Genomic DNA, 21,489 nt, shown 5'->3' with positions numbered 1-21,489 from the left:
GGAGAGAATGGGATTTCAGAATAAAAAGTATCGATAGCTGAGGATATTAAAAGTTGATATAAGAAAAATCGTAGCGTGGTATATCCGTTAAATTAATCCACTCCTGCTATCCGTGGTCCCTACCAATATTGCTTGCTAGCGCGCTATTGGTAATTCTGCCGTTAACGCATAATAATGTGTTCACTGAATTTATCTGGCCTGCGGGCCGAGGGGTTAGAAGGATGAAACCATTTCGTTTGGCGGCGCTATCTCTGGCGCTACTTACCGCGCTATCGTTGACCGCCTGTGACGACAGCGGCAAACCGCAGGCGGTCGCGTCGGCGCCATCCGCGGCGGCAGATAGCGCTCCCGCGAAGCCGGACAGCGCCCAGCTGGCGGCGCTGGCTGAAAAAAGCAAAGGCAAAGCGTTAACGCTGCTGGATGCTTCTGAAGTTCAGCTCGACGGCGCGGCGACGCTGGTGCTGACCTTCTCTATTCCTCTGCAGCCGGATCAGGATTTCTCCCGCAGCGTGCATCTGGTCGACAAAAAAAGCGGCAAAGTCGATGGGGCATGGGAGCTGGCGCCCAACCTTAAAGAGCTGCGTCTACGCCATCTTGAGCCAAAACGCGAGCTGATCGTTTCGCTCGACCCCACCCTGACCGCGCTGAATAAAGCGACCTTAGACAGCAGCGTTGAAAAAACCATTACCACCCGCGATATCGCCCCGAGCATCGGCTTTGCCAGCCGCGGCTCGCTGCTGCCGGGGAAAGTGGTGGCCGGACTGCCGGTGATGGCGCTGAATGTCGATAACATCGACGTCAATTTTTTCCGCATCAAACCTGAATCGCTCTCCGCCTTCGTCAGCCAATGGGAATACCGCAATTCCCTGAGCAACTGGGAGTCGGACGAGCTGCTGAAGATGGCCGATCTGGTCTACACCGGCCGTTTTGACCTTAACCCGGCGCGCAATACGCGCGAAAAACTGCTGCTGCCGCTGGCGGATATCAAGCCGTTGCAGGAGCCGGGCGTCTATATCGCGGTGATGAACCAGGCGGGCCGCTACAGCTATAGCAACGCCGCGACGCTGTTCACCCTCAGCGATATCGGCGTATCCGCGCACCGCTACCACAACCGGCTGGATGTCTTTACCCAGAGCCTGGAAAACGGCGCGGCGCAGTCCGGTATCGATGTGCAGCTGCTGAACGCCAAAGGGCAAACCCTGGCGCAGGCGAAGAGCGACGCTCAGGGGCACGTGACGCTGCAAACGGACAAAGAAGCGGCGCTGCTGCTGGCGCGTAAGGACGGGCAAACCACTCTGCTGGATCTCAAACTTCCGGCGCTGGACCTGGCTGAATTTTCCATCGCCGGTGCGCCGGGCTTCAGCAAGCAGCTATTTATGTTTGGCCCACGGGATCTCTATCGTCCGGGCGAAACGGTTATTCTCAACGCGCTACTGCGCGATAGCGACGGTAAACCGCTCCCCGAGCAGCCGGTGAAGCTGGAAGTCGTGCAGCCGGATGGCCAGGTTATTCGTTCGACGGTCAGCAAACCGGTTAACGGCCTGTATCAGTTGACTTATCCGCTCGATAGCGGCGCGGCGACCGGGATGTGGCACATTCGCGCCAGCACCGGCGACAACCAGCCGCGCGAGTGGGATTTTCACGTTGAAGATTTTATGCCTGAGCGCATGGCGCTGAATCTCACGCCGCAAAATGCCCCGGTTTCGCCGGCTGCGGATGTCAGCTTTGCCGTGAGCGGGGCGTATCTGTACGGCGCGCCGGCCAGCGGCAACCCGCTGCAGGGTAAACTGTTCCTGCGTCCGCTGCGCGATGCGGTGCCTGCGCTGCCGGGCTTCCAGTTTGGCGACATTGCCGAAGAGAACCTTTCCCGCAGCCTGGATGAAGTACAGACCACCCTGGACGATCGCGGACATGCGGAAGTCACCGCCGCCAGCCAGTGGCAGGAGAGCCGCTCGCCGCTGCAGGTGATCCTGCAGGCCAGCCTGCTGGAGTCCGGCGGCAGACCGGTCACGCGCATCGTCAGGCAGCCGATCTGGCCGGCCGAAACGCTGCCGGGTATCCGACCGGAATTTGCCCTGAAAGAGGTTTACGACTATCGCACCGACAGCACTATCAAGCAGCCGGTGGTGGATGAAAACGGCACCGCCGCGTTTGAGATTGTGTATGCCGACGCCAAAGGTGAGAAGAAAGCGGTCTCCGGGCTGCAGGTTCGGTTGATTCGCGAACGCCGCGACTACTACTGGAACTGGTCCGAGAGCGAAGGCTGGCAGTCGCAGTTCGATCAAAAAGATCTTCAGGAAGGCGAGGAGTCGCTGGATATTTCAGCCGGACAAACGGCGAAAGTGAGCTTCCCGGTCGAGTGGGGTTCTTATCGCCTGGAAGTTAAAGGGCCGGATGATGCGGTCAGCAGCGTGCGCTTCTGGGCCGGATACAGCTGGCAGGATAACAGCGATGGCCAGGGGGCGGCGCGTCCGGACCGCGTCACCATGAAGCTGGACAAACCGGCCTATAAACCGGGCGATACGATCAAGCTGCATATCGCCGCTCCGGCAGCCGGTAAAGGCTACGCGCTGGTGGAATCAAGCGAAGGGCCGCTGTGGTGGCAGGAGATTGACGTCCCGGCGGAAGGGATGGAGCTATCGATCCCGGTGGATAAAGCGTGGAATCGTCACGACCTCTACCTCAGCACCCTGGTGATTCGTCCGGGGGATAAATCCCAGTCCGCGACGCCAAAACGGGCGGTGGGTCTGCTGCATCTGCCGCTTGGCGATGAAAATCGCCGTCTGAACCTGACGCTGGAAGCGCCGGATAAAATGCGCCCCAACCAGCCGCTGAAGGTCAACGTTAAGGCCAGCGTCAAAGAAGGCGAGACGCCGAAACAGGTTAACGTGCTGCTCTCCGCCGTCGATAGCGGCGTACTTAATATCACCGACTATGCAACGCCAGATCCGTGGAACGCTTTCTTTGGCCAGAAACGCTACGGCGCCGATATTTACGATATCTATGGTCAGGTGATCGAAGGGCAGGGGAGACTCGCCAGCCTGCGCTTCGGCGGCGACGGTGATGAACTCAAACGCGGCGGCAAACCGCCGGTTAATCACGTGACGATTATCGCTCAGCAGGCGCAGCCGGTGGTGCTGGATGAGAAAGGCGAAGGGACGGTGACTTTGCCGATTGGCGACTTTAACGGCGAACTGCGGGTTATGGCCCAGGCGTGGACCGCTGAGGATTTTGGCAGCAGCGAAGGAAAAACGATCGTGGCGGCGCCGGTTATTGCCGAGCTGAATATGCCGCGCTTCCTCGCCAGCGGAGATACCACTCGCCTGGCGCTGGATCTCAGCAATCTGACCGATAAGCCGCAGACCCTCAACGTTGCGCTGGCCGCCAGCGGTCTGCTGCAGCTTGAAGGGGGAGAAATACCGCCGGTGCATCTGGCTCCCGGCGCGCGCAGCACGCTGTTTGTGCCGGTTCGCGCGCAGCAAGGCTTTGGCGATGGTCAGGTGAATGCCACCATCAGCGGCCTGAACCTGCCGGGTGAAACCTTCGCGCCGATGCAGAAGCAGTGGCAGCTGGGCGTGCGTCCGGCTTTCCCGGCGCAAACCGTGAATTCCGGCGCTGTCCTCCAGCCGGGTGAAAGCTGGCAGGCTCCGGCGGCGCAAAGCGAGGGCTTCTCGCCCGCGACGTTGCAGGGGCAGCTGGTGTTCAGCGGTAAGCCGCCGCTGAACCTGGCGCGCTATATACGCGACCTGAAAGCCTATCCTTACGGCTGCCTGGAGCAGACCACCAGCGGGCTGTTCCCGTCGCTCTATACCAACGCCGCCCAGCTTAAAGCCCTGGGGATCGGCGGCGATAGCGATGAAAAGCGACGCGCGGCGGTGGATATCGGCATTTCTCGTCTGCTGCAGATGCAGCGCGATGATGGCGGTTTCGCCCTGTGGGATAAAGAAGGGCCGGAGGAGTACTGGTTGAGCGCCTACGCGATGGACTTCCTCGTCCGGGCGGGCGAGCAGGGCTACAGCGTACCAACGAACGCCGTCAATAACGGCAACCAGCGCCTGCTGCGTTATTTACAGGAGCCGGGGCTGATGACCGTCCGCTATAGCGATGATGCCCAGGCCAGCCGCTTTGCCGCTCAGGCCTACGCCGCGCTGGTACTGGCCCGGCAGCAGAAAGCGCCGCTCGGCGCGCTGCGCGAAATCTGGAGCCGTCACGACCAGGCGCGTTCCGGTCTGCCGCTGCTGCAGCTGGGCGTGGCCCTGAAATTGATGGGCGATGCGCCGCGCGGCGGCGAAGCCCTGAAGCTGGCGCTGACGACGCCGCGGCAGGACGCGAATCGCTGGCTCGGCGATTACGGCAGCGAGCTGCGCGACGATGCGCTGAAGCTGGCGCTGCTGGAGGAGAACAAACTGCTGCCGGAAGCGCAAAATACGCTGCTCAGCCATCTGGCGGACGAAGCCTACGGCCAGCGCTGGCTCTCGACGCAGGAGAGTAACGCCCTGTTCCTGGCCGGGCGTACGCTGCAGGATCTCCCCGGCAGCTGGCAGGCGCAAACCTCCGTGCAGGCCGAACCGCTCTCCGGCGAGAAAGCGCAAACCCGCAACCTGACCGGCGACCAGCTGGCGGCCTTGCAGGTGACCAATACCGGCCAGCAGCCGCTGTGGCTCCGTCTCGACAGCAGCGGATATCCGCAGAACGCGCCGCAGCCGGGGGGCAACGTACTCGGCATTGAACGGCAAATTTTCGATACCCAGGGCCAGCAGAAATCGCTCTCTTCGCTGCGCAGCGGCGAACTGGTGCTGGTGAAGCTGGAAGTGACGGCTAAGCGTAACGTCCCGGACGCGCTGGTGGTGGATTTACTCCCGGCGGGGCTGGAGCTGGAAAACCAGAATCTGGCCAACAGCAGCGCCAGCCTGCAGGAGAACGGCGAGGTGGTGCAGAATCTGCTTAACCAGATGCAGCAGGCCGATATTCAGCACATTGAGTTTCGCGACGATCGCTTCGTCGCCGCGGTGGCTATCAATGAAGGCCAGCCGGTGACGCTGGTTTATCTGGCGCGCGCGGTGACGCCGGGCACCTATCAGGTACCGCAGCCGCAGGTCGAGTCAATGTACGTGCCGCAGTGGCGGGCAACCGGCGCGGCCAGCGGACCGCTCACCGTTGCACCCTAAATGCGGGCACTGAAGCGCATTAAACGCCGCTGGCGCTGGCTGGCGGCGTTTATTTTTTTGCTGTGGCTGCTGCTGCTGGCCGCCGATCGCCTGTGGCCGCTGCCGCTGCGCGAGGTGACGCCTGCCCGAGTGGTGGTGGCGGAAGACGGGACGCCGCTGTGGCGTTTCGCCGACGCGCAGGGCGTTTGGCGCTATCCGGTGACCCTGGCTGACGTTTCGCCGCGCTATTTACAGGCGCTGATCCAGTATGAAGATCGCTGGTTCTGGGATCACCCCGGCGTTAATCCGTTCTCGATCGTTCGCGCTGCCTGGCAGGATCTCACTTCCGGGCGGGTGATCTCTGGGGGCAGCACCCTGACCATGCAGGTGGCGCGCCTGCTCGATCCGCATCCCCGAACCTTTGGCGGCAAGCTGCGTCAGCTATGGCGCGCGCTGCAGCTGGAGTGGCATCTGTCAAAAAGCGAGATCCTCACGCTCTACCTCAACCGGGCGCCGTTCGGCGGTACGCTGCAGGGGATCGGCGCAGCCAGCTGGGCCTATCTCGGTAAACCGCCCGCGCAGCTCAGCTATGGCGAAGCGGCGCTGCTGGCGGTACTGCCGCAGGCGCCGAGCAGGCTGCGTCCGGATCGCTGGCCGGAGCGAGCGCAGGCGGCGCGCGATAAGGTGCTGCTGCGGATGGAAAATCAGGGCGTGTGGCCGGCGCAGCCGGTACGAGAAGCTATCGAAGAGCCCGTCTGGCTCTTTCCGCGGCAGATGCCGCAGCTGGCGCCGCTTTTTGCCCGCCGCGCGCTGGCGAGCAGCCGCGCAGAGAAGGTGGTAACGACGCTGGATGCCGGACTGCAGCGGCAGCTGGAAGACCTGGCGCTGAACTGGAAATCGCGCCTGCCGCCGCGCAGCTCTTTAGCGATGATCGTGGTCGACCATACCAATATGAAGGTGCGCGGTTGGGTAGGGTCGGTGGATATCAACGATGATAGCCGCTTTGGTCATATTGATATGGTCTCGGCGATCCGCTCCCCGGGCTCGGTTCTGAAGCCGTTTGTTTATGGTATGGCGCTGGATGAGGGGCTGATCCATCCGGCTTCGTTGTTACAGGATGTGCCGCGACGGTTTAGCGACTACCGGCCGGGGAATTTTGACAGCGGTTTTCACGGGCCGGTGAGCGCCAGCGACGCGCTGGTTCGCTCGCTGAACCTTCCGGCAGTGCAGGTGCTGGAGGCCTACGGGCCGAAGCGTTTTGCCGCCAGGCTACGCAATGCCGGATTGCCGCTGATGCTGCCCGCCGGCGCGGAGCCGAATCTGTCGCTGATCCTCGGCGGAGGCGGCGCGCGTCTGGCGGATATCGTGGCGGCGTACAGCGCGTTCGCCCGCCATGGTAAGGCGGGACAATTGCGCATCACGCCAGACTCACCGCTGGTTGAGAGGCCGCTGCTGTCGCCGGGCGCCGCGTGGATCGTGCGGCGCATACTGGCCGGCGAAGCGCAGCCGGTGCCCGATGCGTCGCTGGTGCAGGTGGTGCCGCTGGCGTGGAAAACCGGAACCAGCTACGGCTACCGCGATGCCTGGGCGATCGGCGTGAACGCCCGCTATCTGATAGGTATCTGGACCGGGCGACCCGACGGCACGCCGGTCGTCGGGCAGTTTGGCTTCGCCAGCGCGGTGCCGCTGCTGAACCAGGTGAATAATATGCTGCTGGCGCGCCCGGCGATGAGCCGCGGCGGATTGCCGGCCGACCCTCGCCCGTCGTCGGTCAGCGCCGGGACGGTTTGCTGGCCCGGCGGGCAGAATTTACCCGCGGGCGACGCGAACTGCCGCCGACGGCTGGCCACCTGGTTGCTCGATGAGAGCCAGCCGCCGACCCTCCTGCTGCCCGGCCAGGAAGGTATCCGCGGGATTCGCTTCCCGGTATGGCTGAATGAGAAAGGGCTGCGGGTGGCGGCAGATTGCCCCGGCGCGGTAGAGAAAAGCCTCGACGTCTGGCCCCTGCCGCTTGAACCCTGGCTACCCGCAGGCGAACGGCGTCGCGTCAGGCTGCCTGCGGTTTCGGCGGCGTGTCCGCCGGTGCAAACCGCGGATGCCGCTCCGCTGGTGCTCTCCGGTCTTCGTGAAGGCGCGGTGGTTAAACGGCTGCCCGGCGAGCAAAAGGTGATGCTGCCGCTGCAAACGACCGGCGGGGAGGGGCGCCGCTGGTGGTTTCTTAACGGTGAGCCTCTGCCGGCGGAAGGCGCCAGCGCGACCCTTAACATCGATCGCCCTGACCGTTATCAGCTGGTAGTGATGGACGAGGCGGGGCAAATTGTTGCCGTGAACTTCACCGTGCAATAAACGTAACGTGCCTTAATTGGCGGGATTTGTTGTTTAAGGTCGCTTTTTTTTAAAAAAATGTTACCTAAACACATAGGCAATCGCCTTAGATGATGATTATAATTCGCGCCGTATTTATCGGTCTCATCTGCTCATCTGCAAAACAGAACAACATATATAAAGAGGTTATCATGGCTATTGAACGTACTTTTTCCATCATCAAACCAAACGCGGTGGCAAAAAACGTTATTGGCGGCATCTTTTCTCGCTTTGAAGCTGCAGGGTTCAAAATTGTTGGCACCAAAATGCTGCATCTGACCGTTGAGCAGGCTCGCGGCTTCTATGCTGAGCACGAAGGTCGCCCGTTCTTTGACGGTCTGGTTGAATTCATGACTTCCGGCCCGATCGTGGTTTCCGTGCTGGAAGGCGAAAATGCGGTTCAGCGTCATCGTGACCTGCTTGGCGCAACCAACCCGGCGAACGCGCTGGCGGGTACCCTGCGCGCAGACTACGCTGACAGCTTCACCGAGAACGGCACCCACGGTTCCGATTCCGTTGAATCCGCTGCGCGCGAGATCGCGTTTTTCTTTGCTGAAGGCGAGGTTTGCCCGCGCACCCGCTAATCTCCCGCGTCTTTCACGCCACCGCTTTGTTGGCTTCATTCGCGCACCCCGGTCACATAGTTATCTATGCTCCCGGGATTTGCGAATTCGCCGCCTCGCCGTGACGTAAAATACTTTGGAGATACCCATCCTCGTCGTCTTTTCGACTATCGCTGTGTTGGCTGCGCGCGTTCACCCCGGTCGCTTATCTATGCTCCCGGGGCTTCACTTGCTTACCGCCTTGCGACAATCGAAAATCCTTAGAGGATCTGCCAGGCAGTTACAGATTTTTTCATCATTGCTGCGTGCAAACGTGGTATTGATGGACCAGAATTTGTAGAATACAGCGCCCCGGATGAGCAGTCGCTCCCGGGGCGTTTCTTTTTTCAACCCTCCAGGGGCCATAACGTGTAATAACGAGGCCGGAATCAATTATGTCTGAACAAATAGTCACACCTGATAGCGCCGCTCTGACGGTGCCGAACAAAGATGCCAAAATCAACCTGCTGGATTTGAATCGTCAGCAGCTGCGCGAGTTTTTCAAAAACATGGGCGAAAAGCCTTTCCGCGCCGATCAGGTGATGAAATGGATGTATCACTACTGCTGCGATAACTTTGACGAGATGACCGATATCAACAAAGTTCTGCGCGGCAAATTAAAGGAAGTCGCGGAGATTCGCGCCCCGGAAGTCGTTGAAGAGCAGCGCTCCAGCGACGGTACCATTAAGTGGGCGATTGCCGTTGGCGATCAGCGCGTCGAAACCGTGTATATCCCGGAAGACGATCGCGCCACCCTGTGCGTTTCTTCCCAGGTGGGCTGCGCGCTGGAGTGTAAATTCTGCTCTACGGCCCAGCAGGGCTTTAACCGCAACCTGCGGGTTTCGGAAATTATCGGCCAGGTCTGGCGCGCGGCGAAAATCGTCGGCGCGGTGAAGACCACCGGCGTACGTCCGATTACCAACGTGGTGATGATGGGGATGGGCGAGCCGCTGCTGAACCTGACTAACGTGGTGCCGGCCATGGAGATCATGCTCGATGACTTCGGTTTTGGTCTCTCTAAACGTCGCGTCACGCTCTCCACTTCCGGCGTGGTGCCGGCGCTCGATAAGCTTGGCGATATGATTGACGTCGCGCTGGCCATCTCTCTGCACGCGCCGAACGATACCATTCGTGATGAAATCGTGCCGATCAACAAGAAATACAATATTGAGACCTTCCTGAACTCGGTGCGTGGCTATATTTCGAAGTCCAACGCCAACCAGGGACGCGTCACTATCGAATACGTCATGCTGGATCACGTCAACGACGGCACCGAGCATGCGCACGAGCTGGCCGCGCTGCTGAAAGATACGCCGTGCAAAATCAACCTGATCCCATGGAACCCCTTCCCGGGCGCGCCGTATGGCCGTAGCTCCAACAGCCGTATCGACCGTTTCTCCAAGGTGTTAATGGAGTATGGTTTCACCACGATCGTGCGTAAAACCCGCGGCGACGATATTGATGCCGCATGCGGTCAGCTGGCCGGCGACGTTATCGACCGTACCAAGCGTACGCTGCGTAAACGTATGCAGGGCGAAGCCATCGACGTGAAGGCGGTCTGATAATCAATGATGCAGCGCACAGCCCTGGCGGTGCGCTGCATATTTATGTGGAATCGCCGGGCGAAATACGCTGTTGTGGTTAATAATTACGGTGCGTTTTTGTCGACTTTGAGGCAGTATGTAGCGGTACAACAACCGCTTAGCATTCAATATTGATAAGTCTCTGTGATACCAGGTCATACGGACTTATACTGTTTGTCTGACGTTGAGCAGATGTCTCGCGGCGCGGGGTCACCGGCGCTGAATTTTAAATTTCACGTACCAGTAGTTGTAGCGAATGAATACTGAAGCCACTCAAGACCATCAAGAAGCAAACACCACGGGCGCGCGTCTGCGTAATGCCCGCGAACAACTCGGGCTCAGCCAGCAGGCGGTGGCTGAACGCTTATGCCTGAAGGTTTCCACGGTTCGTGATATTGAAGACGATAAGGCACCCGCCGATCTTGCTTCAACCTTCCTGCGCGGCTATATCCGCTCTTATGCCCGCCTTGTGCACATTCCTGAAGAAGAGCTGCTGCCGATGATGGCCAAGCAGGCTCCGATCCGGGCGGCGAAAGTTGCCCCCATGCAGAGCTTCTCGCTGGGTAAACGCCGTAAAAAGCGCGACGGCTGGCTAATGAGCTTTACCTGGCTGGTGCTGTTCGTGGTGATTGGCCTCAGCGGCGCCTGGTGGTGGCAGGACCACAAAGCGCAGCAGGACGAGATCTCCACGATGGCCGATCAATCCTCCGCCGAACTGAATGCGGGCGATAGCAACAGCCAAAGCATCCCTCTGGATAATCAATCGGCGAATTCTGCACCGGATACCGCCGCCAACAGCGCGCCTGTAGAAACGTCTCCGGCGCCAGCGGCGTCGGCCCCGGCCCCGGCTCTGGCCGAGAATAACGCCGTTGTCGCGCCTTCTCAGGCCAACGTCGATACGGCGGCAGCGCCGGCAACTTCGCCGTTACCGACCGACCAGGCAAACGTGACCGCTGCGGCGGCCTCCGCCCAGGATCTGGTGCTGAATTTTACCGCCGACTGCTGGCTGGAAGTGAGCGATGCGACCGGTAAAAAGCTGTTCAGCGGTTTACAGCGTAAAGGCGGTAACCTCAATCTGAGCGGTCAGGCGCCTTATAAGCTGAAAATCGGTGCCCCGGCGGCGGTACAGATACAGTATCTGGGTAAACCAGTCGATTTGAGTCGTTTTATCAGAACTAACCAGGTTGCACGTCTGACCCTCAATGCCGAACAATCACCGGCGCAGTAATAGACGGGTAACGCGGGAGATTTTTCATGCATAACCAGGCTCCGATTCAACGTAGAAAATCAAAGCGAATTTACGTTGGGAATGTGCCGATTGGCGATGGCGCTCCCATCGCCGTACAGTCGATGACAAACACGCGCACCACCGATGTGGCGGCGACGGTAAATCAAATTAAAGCCCTTGAGCGCGTTGGCGCGGATATCGTGCGCGTTTCGGTGCCGACGATGGACGCGGCGGAAGCGTTCAAGCTTATCAAACAGCAGGTTAGCGTACCGCTGGTTGCCGATATCCACTTCGATTACCGCATTGCCCTGAAGGTAGCGGAATACGGCGTTGATTGCCTGCGCATTAACCCGGGCAATATCGGCAACGAAGAGCGTATCCGCATGGTGGTGGACTGCGCTCGCGATAAAAATATCCCTATCCGCATCGGGGTGAACGCCGGCTCTCTGGAAAAAGATCTCCAGGAAAAATACGGTGAACCCACCCCGCAGGCGCTGCTGGAATCGGCAATGCGCCATGTCGATCACCTCGATCGTCTCAACTTCGATCGGTTTAAAGTCAGCGTGAAAGCTTCCGATGTGTTCCTGGCGGTTGAATCCTACCGCCTGCTGGCGAAACAGATCGATCAGCCTCTGCACCTCGGGATCACCGAAGCGGGCGGGGCGCGCAGCGGCGCGGTGAAGTCCGCGATCGGCCTCGGCCTGCTGCTGTCTGAAGGGATCGGCGATACGCTGCGCGTCTCCCTGGCGGCGGATCCGGTTGAAGAGATCAAAGTGGGCTTCGATATTCTCAAGTCGCTGCGCATTCGCTCTCGCGGAATCAACTTCATTGCCTGCCCGACATGTTCACGTCAGGAGTTTGACGTTATCGGTACCGTTAACGCGCTGGAGCAGCGCCTGGAAGATATCATTACGCCGATGGATATTTCGATCATTGGCTGCGTGGTAAACGGTCCCGGCGAGGCGCTGGTTTCCACCCTCGGCGTGACCGGCGGCAACAAGAAAAGCGGCCTGTACGAAGACGGCGTACGTAAAGACCGACTGGATAACGACGATATGATCGATCAGCTGGAAGCGCGTATTCGCGCTAAAGCATCGATGCTTGATGAGGCGCGTCGCATCGATATTCAGCAGGTTGAAGCGAAATAACGTGTTGGGAAGCGATACGCTTCCCGTGTATGATTGAACCTGCGGGCGCGAGGCGCCGGGGTTCATTTTTGTATATATAAAGAGAATAAACGTGGCAAAGAACATTCAAGCCATCCGTGGCATGAACGATTATCTGCCGGGCGAAACCGCTCTCTGGCAGCGCATTGAAGGCTCACTGAAGCAGGTGCTCGGTAGCTACGGTTACAGCGAAATCCGTTTGCCGATTGTAGAGCAGACCCCGTTATTCAAACGCGCGATCGGCGAAGTGACCGACGTGGTTGAAAAAGAGATGTATACCTTCGAAGACCGCAATGGCGACAGCCTGACGCTGCGTCCGGAAGGGACGGCGGGCTGCGTACGTGCCGGCATCGAACATGGTCTGCTGTACAATCAAGAACAGCGTCTGTGGTACGTCGGGCCAATGTTCCGTCACGAGCGCCNATTTTTGTATATATAAAGAGAATAAACGTGGCAAAGAACATTCAAGCCATCCGTGGCATGAACGATTATCTGCCGGGCGAAACCGCTCTCTGGCAGCGCATTGAAGGCTCACTGAAGCAGGTGCTTGGTAGCTACGGTTACAGCGAAATCCGTTTGCCGATTGTAGAGCAGACCCCGTTATTCAAACGCGCTATCGGCGAAGTGACCGACGTGGTTGAAAAAGAGATGTACACCTTTGAGGACCGTAACGGCGATAGCCTGACTCTGCGTCCGGAAGGTACCGCTGGCTGCGTACGCGCCGGCATCGAACATGGTCTCCTGTACAATCAAGAACAGCGCCTGTGGTATATCGGGCCGATGTTCCGCCACGAACGTCCGCAAAAAGGGCGTTATCGCCAGTTCCACCAGATTGGCGCGGAAGCGTTCGGTCTGCAGGGGCCGGATATTGATGCCGAGCTGATTATGCTGACCGCCCGCTGGTGGCGCGAGCTGGGCATTTCCAGCCACGTTGCGCTGGAGCTGAACTCTATCGGTTCGCTGGAGGCTCGCGCTAACTATCGCGACGCGCTGGTGGCCTATCTTGAGCAGTATAAAGATAAGCTGGACGAAGACTGCAAACGCCGCATGTACACTAACCCGCTGCGCGTGCTGGATTCTAAAAACCCGGACGTCCAGGCGCTGCTGAACGACGCCCCGACGCTGGGCGACTATCTTGATGAAGAGTCCAGAGCGCATTTTGCGGGACTTTGCGCGCTGCTGGATGATGCCGGTATCCGCTATACCGTGAATCAGCGTCTGGTGCGCGGTCTCGACTATTACAACCGCACCGTGTTTGAGTGGGTCACAACCAGCCTCGGTTCCCAGGGCACCGTCTGCGCCGGCGGCCGTTACGATGGTCTGGTTGAGCAGCTTGGCGGTCGCGCAACCCCTGGCGTCGGCTTTGCGATGGGGCTGGAACGTCTTGTTTTACTGGTTCAGGCAGTGAATCCGGAATTTAAAGCCGATCCTGTTGTCGATATATACCTGGTAGCCTCCGGAACTGACACCCAGTCCGCAGCAATGCGTCTGGCTGAACAGGTACGCGATGCGTTACCCGGCGTTAAGCTGATGACCAACCACGGCGGCGGCAACTTTAAGAAGCAGTTTGCGCGCGCTGATAAATGGGGCGCTCGCGTTGCGCTGGTGCTGGGCGAATCAGAAATCGCTGACGGAAACGTGGTAGTGAAAGATTTACGCTCAGGAGAGCAAACTACCGTAACGCAGGATAGCGTTGCCGCGCATTTGCGCACACTTCTGGGTTAATCTCCCGGGAATCATTAGTCAGGAGAAGGACTGCGTGGAACTTTACAATAACGAAAACGATCAGGTCGACGCGCTGAAGCGTTTCTTTGCTGAAAATGGCAAGGCGCTGGCCGTTGGGGTGATTTTGGGCGTTGGCGCGCTGGTTGGCTGGCGCTACTGGACCTCCCATCAGTTGGATACCGCCAGAGGCTCGTCTCTGGCTTATGAAAATGCGATTTCCGCCCTCAAATCGGATAAACCAGAAGCGCTGAACGCTGCGCAGAAATTTGCCGCCGACAGCAAAAACACCTATGGTGCGTTTGCTTCTCTTGAGCTGGCGCAGCAGTTTGTCGATAAAAACGACCTGCAGAACGCTGAAAAGCAGCTTCAGCAGGGGCTTACGGCCGCTTCTGATGATAACCTGAAATCGGTTATCAATATGCGTCTTGCTCGCGTCCAGCTGCAGCTTAAGCAGCCTGATGCCGCGCTGAAAACCCTGGATGCCGTGAAAGGCGAAGGCTGGACCGCAATTGTCGCTGACCTGCGCGGCGAGATCCTGCTGAGCAAAGGCGATAAGCAAGGGGCGAAAGCAGCATGGGAAGCGGGCGCGAAAAGCGATGCCTCACCGGCGCTCAGCGAAATGATGCGTATGAAAATAAATAATTTGTCCATCTGAGAGGGACTCGATGCAATTGCGTAAATTACTTCTGCCAGGGCTGCTTTCCGTTACCTTATTGAGCGGCTGTTCGCTGTTTAACAGCGAAGAAGATGTGGTGAAAATGTCGCCACTGCCGACGGTGGAAAACCAGTTTACGCCGTCCACCTCCTGGAGCACCTCCGTTGGCGGCGGTATTGGCGAATTCTACTCTAACCTGCACCCGGCTTTTGCTGATGGCGTCGTGTATGCCGCAGATCGTAAAGGTACCGTTAAAGCCCTTAATTCAGGCGACGGCAAAGAGGTGTGGTCGGTTAATCTGGCAGAGAAAGACGGCTGGTTCTCCCGCGCGCCTGCGCTGCTCTCCGGCGGCGTGACCGTCTCCGGCGGCCACGTTTATATCGGTAGCGAAAAAGCGAAAGTTTATGCGCTGAACACCAGCGACGGCACCGTCGCGTGGGAAGCGAGCGTGGCGGGTGAAGCGATTTCTCGTCCGGTCGTCAGCGACGGCATGGTGCTGATTCATACCACTAACGGTCAGCTTCAGGCGCTGAACGAAGCCGATGGCGCGGTGAAATGGACCGTTAACCTTGATATGCCAGCGCTCTCCCTGCGCGGCGAATCCGCTCCGGCTACCGCCTACGGCGCAGCTATTGTAGGCGGCGACAACGGTCGCGTCAGCGCGGTGCTGATGCAGCAGGGCCAGATGATTTGGCAGCAGCGTATCTCTACCGCGACCGGTCCGACCGAAATCGACCGTCTTAACGACGTCGACACGACGCCGGTTATCGTGAACGGCGTGATTTACGCGCTGGCCTACAACGGCAACCTGACGGCGCTGGATCTGCGCAGCGGCCAGATTATGTGGAAACGCGAGCTGGGTTCAGTGAACGATTTCATTGTCGACGGCAACCGTATTTACCTGGTTGACCAGAATGACCGTCTGCTGGCGCTCACCACCGACGGCGGCGTGACGCTGTGGACGCAAAGCGATCTGCTGCACCGCCTGCTGACGGCGCCTGTGCTGTATAATGGCAATCTGGTTGTTGGCGATAGCGAAGGCTATATGCACTGGGTCAACCCTGAAGATGGTCACTTTGTGGCTCAGCAGAAGGTGGACAGCTCAGGCTTCCTGACCGATCCGGTTGTTGCTGACGGCAAACTGCTGATTCAGGCGAAAGACGGCACGCTGTACGCGATTACGCGTTAACAACAGCGGTAGTCTATTTTTGAGAAACGGCCCCTGGCAGACAGGGGCCGTTTTGGCTTTTTTAAAAACGCCGTGAAAACGGGCGTTGTATCGATTTTTGTATGAGGCATTTAACATGATACCTGTGGTCGCGCTTGTCGGGCGCCCTAACGTTGGAAAATCCACGCTCTTTAACCGCTTAACGCGCACTCGCGATGCGTTGGTCGCGGATTTCCCGGGGCTGACTCGTGACCGTAAGTACGGTCGTGCTGAAGTGGAAGGCCGCGAATTTATCTGTATCGATACCGGCGGGATCGACGGTACCGAAGATGGCGTAGAAACGCGAATGGCGGAACAGTCGCTGCTGGCGATTGAAGAAGCGGACGTGGTGCTGTTTATGGTCGATGCGCGTGCGGGCCTGATGCCGGCGGATTCGGCAATTGCGAAACATCTGCGCTCCCGTGAGAAACCGACTTTCCTGGTGGCAAACAAAACTGACGGTATCGATGCCGATCAGGCGATTGCCGATTTTTGGTCGCTGGGGTTAGGCGAGATTTATCCTATCGCCGCTTCCCATGGCCGCGGCGTCACCAGCCTGCTCGAGCACGTGCTGCTGCCGTGGGTTGACGAGGTGAACCCGCCGGAAGAAGTGGACGAAGACGCAGCATACTGGGCGCAGTTCGAAGCCGAGCAGAACGGCGAAGCGCTTGAAGAGCCGGAAGATGATTTTAACCCGCAGGATCTGCCGATTAAGCTGGCGATTGTGGGCCGCCCGAACGTGGGTAAATCAACGCTCACCAACCGTATCCTGGGTGAAGATCGTGTGGTGGTTTACGATATGCCGGGAACCACTCGCGACAGCATCTACATCCCGATGCAGCGCGATGAGCGTGAATACGTCCTTATCGATACCGCAGGCGTGCGCAAGCGCGGCAAAATTACCGATGTCGTCGAAAAATTCTCGGTGATCAAAACGCTGCAGGCGATTGAAGACGCCAACGTGGTGCTGCTGGTGATTGATGCGCGCGAAGGGATTTCCGATCAGGATCTCTCCCTGCTGGGCTTTATCCTCAACAGCGGTCGTTCGCTGGTGATTGTCGTCAATAAATGGGACGGCCTGAGCCAGGAAGTAAAAGAGCAGGTGAAAGAGACCCTGGACTTCCGTCTGGGCTTTATCGACTTTGCCCGCGTGCACTTTATCTCCGCGCTGCACGGCAGCGGCGTAGGCAATCTGTTTGAATCCGTGCGCGAGGCGTACGACAGCGCAACCCGTCGCGTGGGTACCGCTATGCTGACCCGCATCATGACCATGGCTGCTGAAGACCATCAGCCACCGCTGGTGCGCGGCCGTCGCGTGAAGCTGAAATATGCCCACGCCGGTGGTTATAACCCGCCGATCGTGGTTATTCACGGTAACCAGGTTAAAGATCTGCCGGATTCTTATAAACGCTACCTGATGAACTACTTCCGTAAATCGCTGGAAGTGATGGGCACGCCGATTCGTATTCAGTTCAAGGAAGGGGAAAACCCGTTTGCCAACAAACGCAATACCCTGACGCCGAACCAGATGCGTAAGCGTAAACGCTTGATTAAGCACATCAAGAAAAGCAAATAAGCTATCTGCCAGCATCAAAAACCTAAAGCCCGCATCCGCCGGGCTTTTTTATTATCGCCATTGTACATGCGCAGAATAATAAACTCGCTTGAGGCCGGGTTATAAATGTGAGACAAACCAGGGAGGATAAATATTTTTGTGACAATGAGGTCTGAATGAAACGCCTTTTAACCCTCCTGATGCTGTTTCTTATTCCCATAGCCTGTGCCGCTGAATCACAACCGATTGAACCACGCGTTAAGCCTGCTTATCCCGCGAAAGCCGAAAAAAAAGGGATACCGGGCCTGGTTAAAGCGCAATTTGACGTTGATGAGAATGGGCGGGTGACTCACGTTCGGTTATTAAGCTCCGATCCTTCCGGAATGTTTGATAATGAAGTCAGGGCCGCAATGGAAAAATGGCGATACGTCAAAGGGAAGCCTTCCAGCAATAACATCATTACCATTCATTTCACGCCGGGGCCGCTTTGCGTAGAGGTGCCAGCGCCAAACCAGCCCGGCAGTATTCAAAGCAGCGGCGTCCCTTTTCGCTAAAGTAGAACACGGGTAAATGAGCGTAGGGGAGAATCGTGTCAAACGATGGGGGCAGGGATATGAAAAAAACAATAGTGATGGTCGGTTTGGTTATTTTAGCCAGCAGCTGTACGCCGTTTCATCCTTCTGACTGTCATAAGACATCAGCGCTTGGGAGCTGTAGCTCCGGACGCTTCAGCGATGACGATAAATATGGCAAACAGGCGAGAGCGATAAAAGAGTCTATTGATTCCCGGTTATCCAATCGCTACGGCTGGACGGGAAAAAAATGCACAATACATCTGAGATTTAGCGATGAGGGGAAACTGAATAGCGTGACAACGAGTGAAGGTCATAAAGCCTATTGTGCCGCGCTGGTTGATGCCGCTAAACGGGCCACTTTTCCGCCGTTTACCGATAAGCAGGTCTATGATGCTTTTGCTCAGTCCCGATTCAGTATGCAGGGTGAATAAAATTAAAGGTGGCGGACCGCCTGGGGGCGAATAACCTGCTGGAGGATAATGACTGGCAGCAGCCACAGATTGTGCAACCGTGATAAAATAAAGCGATATACCCGTCGTCAGGAGTCACCATGGAATTTGATTGCCCCGTGTGCCATACGCAGCTTGCTGTGCAGGGCAATAGCGCCCGCTGCGAGCGTTGTGCGAAAGAGTATGTTGTCGAAGCCCGCTGCCCGGACTGCCACAAGCCGCTGGAGGTGTTAAAAGCCTGCGGCGCGGTGGATTATTTTTGCCAGAATGGCCACGGGCTGATTTCGAAAAAACGCGTCGAGTTTGTGCCGATTTAATCTTTATCGCTGACGCAGCCTTCGCCGTCGCGCCAGAGTTCAACCAGTGAATCTGGCGCACGATCCTCCGGGATGAGAATAATCAGGCTGTGGTAGCGCTGCTCGCTAACGATCTGGATGCGAAAAAAACGCTGGTCGCCCCGGCCAGGCGAGTCGGGCTGGCCCGGCGGCTTGCCCAGCGGTAGCGACTGTTGGAGAATCGTCGCGATCCGCTGCTTCTGTTGCTCGTTGAGCTTCGCCACGACGATCTTACGCATCCCGCTGAGCGCCGGGATCCAGGCAACGCCACCCTCGCGCGCCAGCTCAATCACCGCGTCATCGCTAAGATCGGCAAGATTCATAGCACCACTCCGACCCGCTCCCAGGCCTGAGTAATCGCCTCTGCGGCCTCTTTGCCAGAGCGTTTCTCGCCGTGGCGAATCGTCAGCCTGGCAAAGGCTGAGAAATCGGCGTCTTTTGCCAGAGATTGATCGCACACCGCGTCGTACCAGGCGTATCCCGCTTTCTCCCATGCAAAACCGCCGAGGGCGCTGGCGGCGAGATAAAAGGCGTGATTAGGAATGCCGGAGTTGATATGCACGCCGCCGTTATCCTGCTGGGTATGAACAAAATCTTTCATATGGGCGGGTTGCGGATCTTTGCCAAGGACAGGGTCATCGTATGCGGTACCCGGCTGCGACATTGAGCGCAGACCTTTGCCGTGGATGCCTTTCGCGAGTAGCCCCTCGCCAATGATCCAGTCCGCTTTGTCTGCCGTCTGCTGGCGCTGATACTGTTTGACCAGCGAACCGAAAACATCGGAAAGCGATTCGTTCAGCGCGCCGGATTGTTCGAAATAGATGAGACCGGCTTCGCTCTCCGTCACGCCGTGGCTTAGTTCGTGCGCCACTACGTCAATGGCGATAGTAAAACGATTAAAAATCTCGCCATCCCCGTCGCCAAACACCATTTGTTGGCCGTTCCAGAATGCGTTTTGATATTCGTGACCATAGTGGACGCTGCCGGTGAGCTTCAATCCGCGGTTATCCAGCGAATCGCGCTGGTAGCTCTTCCAGAAAAAATCATGGGTGATGCCGAGATAGTCATAGGCTTCATCAACGGCAACGTCGCCGTTGGAGGGCTGTCCCTCAAAACGGACCTGAGTACCCGGTAGATCCTGGGTCTGCCCGGCATCATAAATGTCGCGTTCAAGCAGGCCCGGCGTGGTGACGTGGGGCGCGGCAGGGCGCCCCGGAACGTGCGCCATCAGGGTCTGAACGTGGCTGAGGGTATTCTGCGCGCAGCGCTGCTGCTGAAGGGAACCGCGATCGACAATGCGGCGTAAAATGTAGGGCGGAATTACATAACGAGGATAAGCATCTGGCATATCACGCTCCTTAGCCGGATAGAACCGTTTAAAAAGGGCATGACAGCAGTATAGTTATCCTCGGTCGAAATGGCAGGCTTATCCGGCTTTTTTGCGGGAACGGGTTTTCTTCACCGGCGTGATGTTCTTCACTTCGCTCTCTACCCAGCCATCGTTCAGGCGGGTAGTGAGAACGTCTCCCTCGCGCACCTGTTTCGTTTGTTTCAGCACCTTGCCGTCGCTGGCGGAAGTGACGCTATAGCCGCGGGCCAGCGTCGCCAGCGGGCTGACGGCTTCCAGGTGCGTGACCATATTACCGAAGCGTTCACGTTGCTCGCCAAGACGCGCTCGGATGTTTTCCGCCAGCCGGTATTCCAGCTGTTGAATACGGCTCTGGGCGCGGTGAATTCGCGGCTGTGGGTTTTGTTGATTCAGGCGCTGCGCGGCGCGCTGCTGGCGCTGGTCGGCGCGCTTTATTTGCGTCTCAAGAGCGAAACGCATGCGCTGACGCAATCTTTCAAGCTCCGTTTGCTGACGGGCCAGCCGCAGCTGAGGATGCTGCTGCTGCAGGCGGTGAAAAACCTGGGTAAAGCGACGATGGCGGTTGGCAAGGAAGTAGTCCATCGCCATTTCAAGGCGCTGCTGCCCGGACTGGAGCTGGCGCAGCAGCTCCTGCTGGTTGCGGCTGACCATTTCCGCCGCCGCGGAAGGCGTCGGCGCGCGCAGGTCGGCGACAAAATCGGCGATAGTGACGTCAGTCTCATGGCCTACGGCGCTGACGATGGCAATAGGGCTGGCAAAAATCGCCCGCGCCACTCGCTCATCGTTAAAGCTCCATAAATCTTCCAGCGAACCGCCGCCGCGCCCGACAATCAGCACGTCGCACTCCTGGCGCGCGTTGGCCAGCTCAATCGCGCGAACGATCTGCCCCGGCGCATCTTCCCCCTGGACGGCGGTCGGGTAAATAATCACCGGCAGGGAAGGATCGCGGCGCTTGAGCACGTGTAAAATATCGTGCAGCGCAGCACCGGTTTTAGAGGTGATGACGCCGACGCAGTGCGCGGGAGAGGGGAGCGTTTTTTTATGCTGCTGATCGAACAAGCCTTCCGCCGCCAGCGCGGTCTTGAGCTGTTCATACTTCTGCTGAAGCAGACCTTCGCCCGCAGGCTGCATGCTTTCCACGATGATCTGATAATCGCCGCGCGGCTCGTACAGCGTGATATTGGCGCGGACCAGCACCTGCTGCCCGTGCTGCGGACGGAACGTCACGCGGCGGTTGCTGTTGCGGAACATCGCGCAGCGCACCTGGGCGTTATCGTCTTTTAGGGTGAAGTACCAGTGGCCGGAAGAGGGCTGGCTGAAATTGGAAATCTCGCCGCTGATCCATACCTGACCCATTTCACGTTCGAGCAGCAGTCGAACCGACTGATTGAGGCGGCTAACCGTGTAAATTGAGGGGGATTGAGATGGCAACATGTGAGCAAGATCAAATTCTAAATCAGCAGGTTATTCAGTCGATAGTAACCTGCTGGGAGGGGATCGCAAGTATTATTTGCAAAAAAGGGTAGATG

General features: G+C 58.1%; 15 protein-coding genes and 2 pseudogenes. 14 read left to right on the top strand and 3 right to left on the bottom strand.

The window, feature by feature from the left end; translation table 11 throughout:
• The first annotated feature begins 221 nt into the window (after positions 1 to 221).
• The 14 genes and pseudogenes from FQK12_RS27110 to FQK12_RS27045 all read left to right on the top strand — a co-directional run bounded on the left by FQK12_RS27110 (position 222) and on the right by FQK12_RS27045 (position 18,573).
• On the top strand, positions 222 to 5,168 hold the full coding sequence (locus FQK12_RS27110) for an alpha-2-macroglobulin family protein (RefSeq protein ID WP_014230366.1): 4,947 nt from the start codon (positions 222 to 224) through the stop codon (positions 5,166 to 5,168).
• A complete protein-coding gene (gene pbpC, locus FQK12_RS27105; protein WP_014230365.1) occupies positions 5,169 to 7,493 on the top strand; it encodes a peptidoglycan glycosyltransferase PbpC in 2,325 nt (774 codons plus the stop codon).
• Between the two features lie 170 nt (positions 7,494 to 7,663).
• The gene (gene ndk, locus FQK12_RS27100) at positions 7,664 to 8,095 is read left to right on the top strand and encodes a nucleoside-diphosphate kinase (RefSeq protein WP_004114414.1); all 432 of its coding nucleotides are present in this window, start codon (positions 7,664 to 7,666) and stop codon (positions 8,093 to 8,095) included.
• 413 nt (positions 8,096 to 8,508) lie between these two features.
• Entirely contained in the window at positions 8,509 to 9,675 is a 1,167-nt protein-coding gene (locus FQK12_RS27095; RefSeq protein WP_004123586.1) for a bifunctional tRNA (adenosine(37)-C2)-methyltransferase TrmG/ribosomal RNA large subunit methyltransferase RlmN, read from the top strand.
• A 277-nt stretch (positions 9,676 to 9,952) separates the two neighbouring features.
• On the top strand, positions 9,953 to 10,924 hold the full coding sequence (rodZ, locus tag FQK12_RS27090) for a cytoskeleton protein RodZ (protein ID WP_014230364.1): 972 nt from the start codon (positions 9,953 to 9,955) through the stop codon (positions 10,922 to 10,924).
• Positions 10,925 to 10,950: 26 nt separating this feature from the next.
• Complete coding sequence (gene ispG, locus FQK12_RS27085) at positions 10,951 to 12,072, top strand: flavodoxin-dependent (E)-4-hydroxy-3-methylbut-2-enyl-diphosphate synthase (RefSeq protein WP_014230363.1); 1,122 nt, start codon at positions 10,951 to 10,953, stop codon at positions 12,070 to 12,072.
• 91 nt (positions 12,073 to 12,163) lie between these two features.
• Positions 12,164 to 12,511 (top strand): annotated as a pseudogene (locus tag FQK12_RS27080) (ATP phosphoribosyltransferase regulatory subunit); the annotation flags it as partial.
• A 29-nt stretch (positions 12,512 to 12,540) separates the two neighbouring features.
• Complete coding sequence (gene hisS / locus FQK12_RS27075; protein ID WP_014230362.1) at positions 12,541 to 13,815, top strand: histidine--tRNA ligase; 1,275 nt, start codon at positions 12,541 to 12,543, stop codon at positions 13,813 to 13,815.
• Positions 13,816 to 13,849: 34 nt separating this feature from the next.
• A complete protein-coding gene (locus FQK12_RS27070; RefSeq protein ID WP_004853194.1) occupies positions 13,850 to 14,470 on the top strand; it encodes a YfgM family protein in 621 nt (206 codons plus the stop codon).
• Positions 14,471 to 14,480: 10 nt separating this feature from the next.
• On the top strand, positions 14,481 to 15,659 hold the full coding sequence (gene bamB, locus FQK12_RS27065; protein ID WP_004104478.1) for an outer membrane protein assembly factor BamB: 1,179 nt from the start codon (positions 14,481 to 14,483) through the stop codon (positions 15,657 to 15,659).
• A 115-nt stretch (positions 15,660 to 15,774) separates the two neighbouring features.
• Entirely contained in the window at positions 15,775 to 17,253 is a 1,479-nt protein-coding gene (der, locus tag FQK12_RS27060) for a ribosome biogenesis GTPase Der (protein ID WP_014230361.1), read from the top strand.
• 155 nt (positions 17,254 to 17,408) lie between these two features.
• Complete coding sequence (locus FQK12_RS27055; RefSeq protein ID WP_014230360.1) at positions 17,409 to 17,786, top strand: TonB family protein; 378 nt, start codon at positions 17,409 to 17,411, stop codon at positions 17,784 to 17,786.
• A gap of 59 nt (positions 17,787 to 17,845) precedes the next feature.
• Positions 17,846 to 18,238 carry a cell envelope integrity TolA C-terminal domain-containing protein gene (locus FQK12_RS27050; RefSeq protein ID WP_014839197.1) on the top strand — a complete coding sequence of 131 codons (393 nt, stop codon included), beginning with the start codon at positions 17,846 to 17,848 and terminating at the stop codon, positions 18,236 to 18,238.
• 119 nt (positions 18,239 to 18,357) lie between these two features.
• Positions 18,358 to 18,573: a zinc ribbon domain-containing protein gene (locus FQK12_RS27045; protein WP_014230359.1), complete on the top strand. Its 216-nt coding sequence runs from the start codon at positions 18,358 to 18,360 to the stop codon at positions 18,571 to 18,573.
• Here the strand turns inward: FQK12_RS27045 and FQK12_RS27040 are convergent.
• The 3 genes and pseudogenes from FQK12_RS27040 to xseA all read right to left on the bottom strand — a co-directional run.
• The gene (locus FQK12_RS27040; RefSeq protein WP_014230358.1) at positions 18,570 to 18,914 is read right to left on the bottom strand and encodes a protealysin inhibitor emfourin; all 345 of its coding nucleotides are present in this window, start codon (positions 18,912 to 18,914) and stop codon (positions 18,570 to 18,572) included. The genes FQK12_RS27045 and FQK12_RS27040 overlap by 4 nt on opposite strands.
• Positions 18,911 to 19,939, bottom strand: coding sequence for a M4 family metallopeptidase (locus tag FQK12_RS27035; RefSeq protein ID WP_014230357.1), 1,029 nt, complete (start codon positions 19,937 to 19,939; stop codon positions 18,911 to 18,913). The genes FQK12_RS27040 and FQK12_RS27035 overlap by 4 nt, the downstream gene beginning before the upstream one ends.
• A gap of 68 nt (positions 19,940 to 20,007) precedes the next feature.
• Positions 20,008 to 21,394 (bottom strand): annotated as a pseudogene (gene xseA, locus FQK12_RS27030) (exodeoxyribonuclease VII large subunit); the annotation flags it as partial.
• Positions 21,395 to 21,489: the final 95 nt, after the last annotated feature.

Origin of the sequence: Klebsiella sp. ME-303 (assembly GCF_007910085.1) — a bacterium.
In the GTDB taxonomy this organism is placed as follows: domain Bacteria; phylum Pseudomonadota; class Gammaproteobacteria; order Enterobacterales; family Enterobacteriaceae; genus Klebsiella; species Klebsiella michiganensis.
The sequence above is the reverse complement of the archived record's forward strand: the minus strand, read 5'-3'. Positions and strand labels throughout refer to the sequence as shown.

Bases quoted from the DNA above. Each gene is read 5' to 3' on its own strand.
- FQK12_RS27110 (WP_014230366.1), top strand. From the start codon at position 222: ATGAAACCATTTCGTTTGGCGGCGCTATCTCTGGCGCTACTTACCGCG.
- pbpC (WP_014230365.1), top strand. From the start codon at position 5,169: ATGCGGGCACTGAAGCGCATTAAACGCCGCTGGCGCTGGCTGGCGGCG.
- ndk (WP_004114414.1), top strand. From the start codon at position 7,664: ATGGCTATTGAACGTACTTTTTCCATCATCAAACCAAACGCGGTGGCA.
- FQK12_RS27095 (WP_004123586.1), top strand. From the start codon at position 8,509: ATGTCTGAACAAATAGTCACACCTGATAGCGCCGCTCTGACGGTGCCG.
- rodZ (WP_014230364.1), top strand. From the start codon at position 9,953: ATGAATACTGAAGCCACTCAAGACCATCAAGAAGCAAACACCACGGGC.
- ispG (WP_014230363.1), top strand. From the start codon at position 10,951: ATGCATAACCAGGCTCCGATTCAACGTAGAAAATCAAAGCGAATTTAC.
- bamB (WP_004104478.1), top strand. From the start codon at position 14,481: ATGCAATTGCGTAAATTACTTCTGCCAGGGCTGCTTTCCGTTACCTTA.
- der (WP_014230361.1), top strand. From the start codon at position 15,775: ATGATACCTGTGGTCGCGCTTGTCGGGCGCCCTAACGTTGGAAAATCC.
- FQK12_RS27055 (WP_014230360.1), top strand. From the start codon at position 17,409: ATGAAACGCCTTTTAACCCTCCTGATGCTGTTTCTTATTCCCATAGCC.
- FQK12_RS27050 (WP_014839197.1), top strand. From the start codon at position 17,846: ATGAAAAAAACAATAGTGATGGTCGGTTTGGTTATTTTAGCCAGCAGC.
- FQK12_RS27045 (WP_014230359.1), top strand. From the start codon at position 18,358: ATGGAATTTGATTGCCCCGTGTGCCATACGCAGCTTGCTGTGCAGGGC.
- FQK12_RS27040 (WP_014230358.1), bottom strand. From the start codon at position 18,914: ATGAATCTTGCCGATCTTAGCGATGACGCGGTGATTGAGCTGGCGCGC.
- FQK12_RS27035 (WP_014230357.1), bottom strand. From the start codon at position 19,939: ATGCCAGATGCTTATCCTCGTTATGTAATTCCGCCCTACATTTTACGC.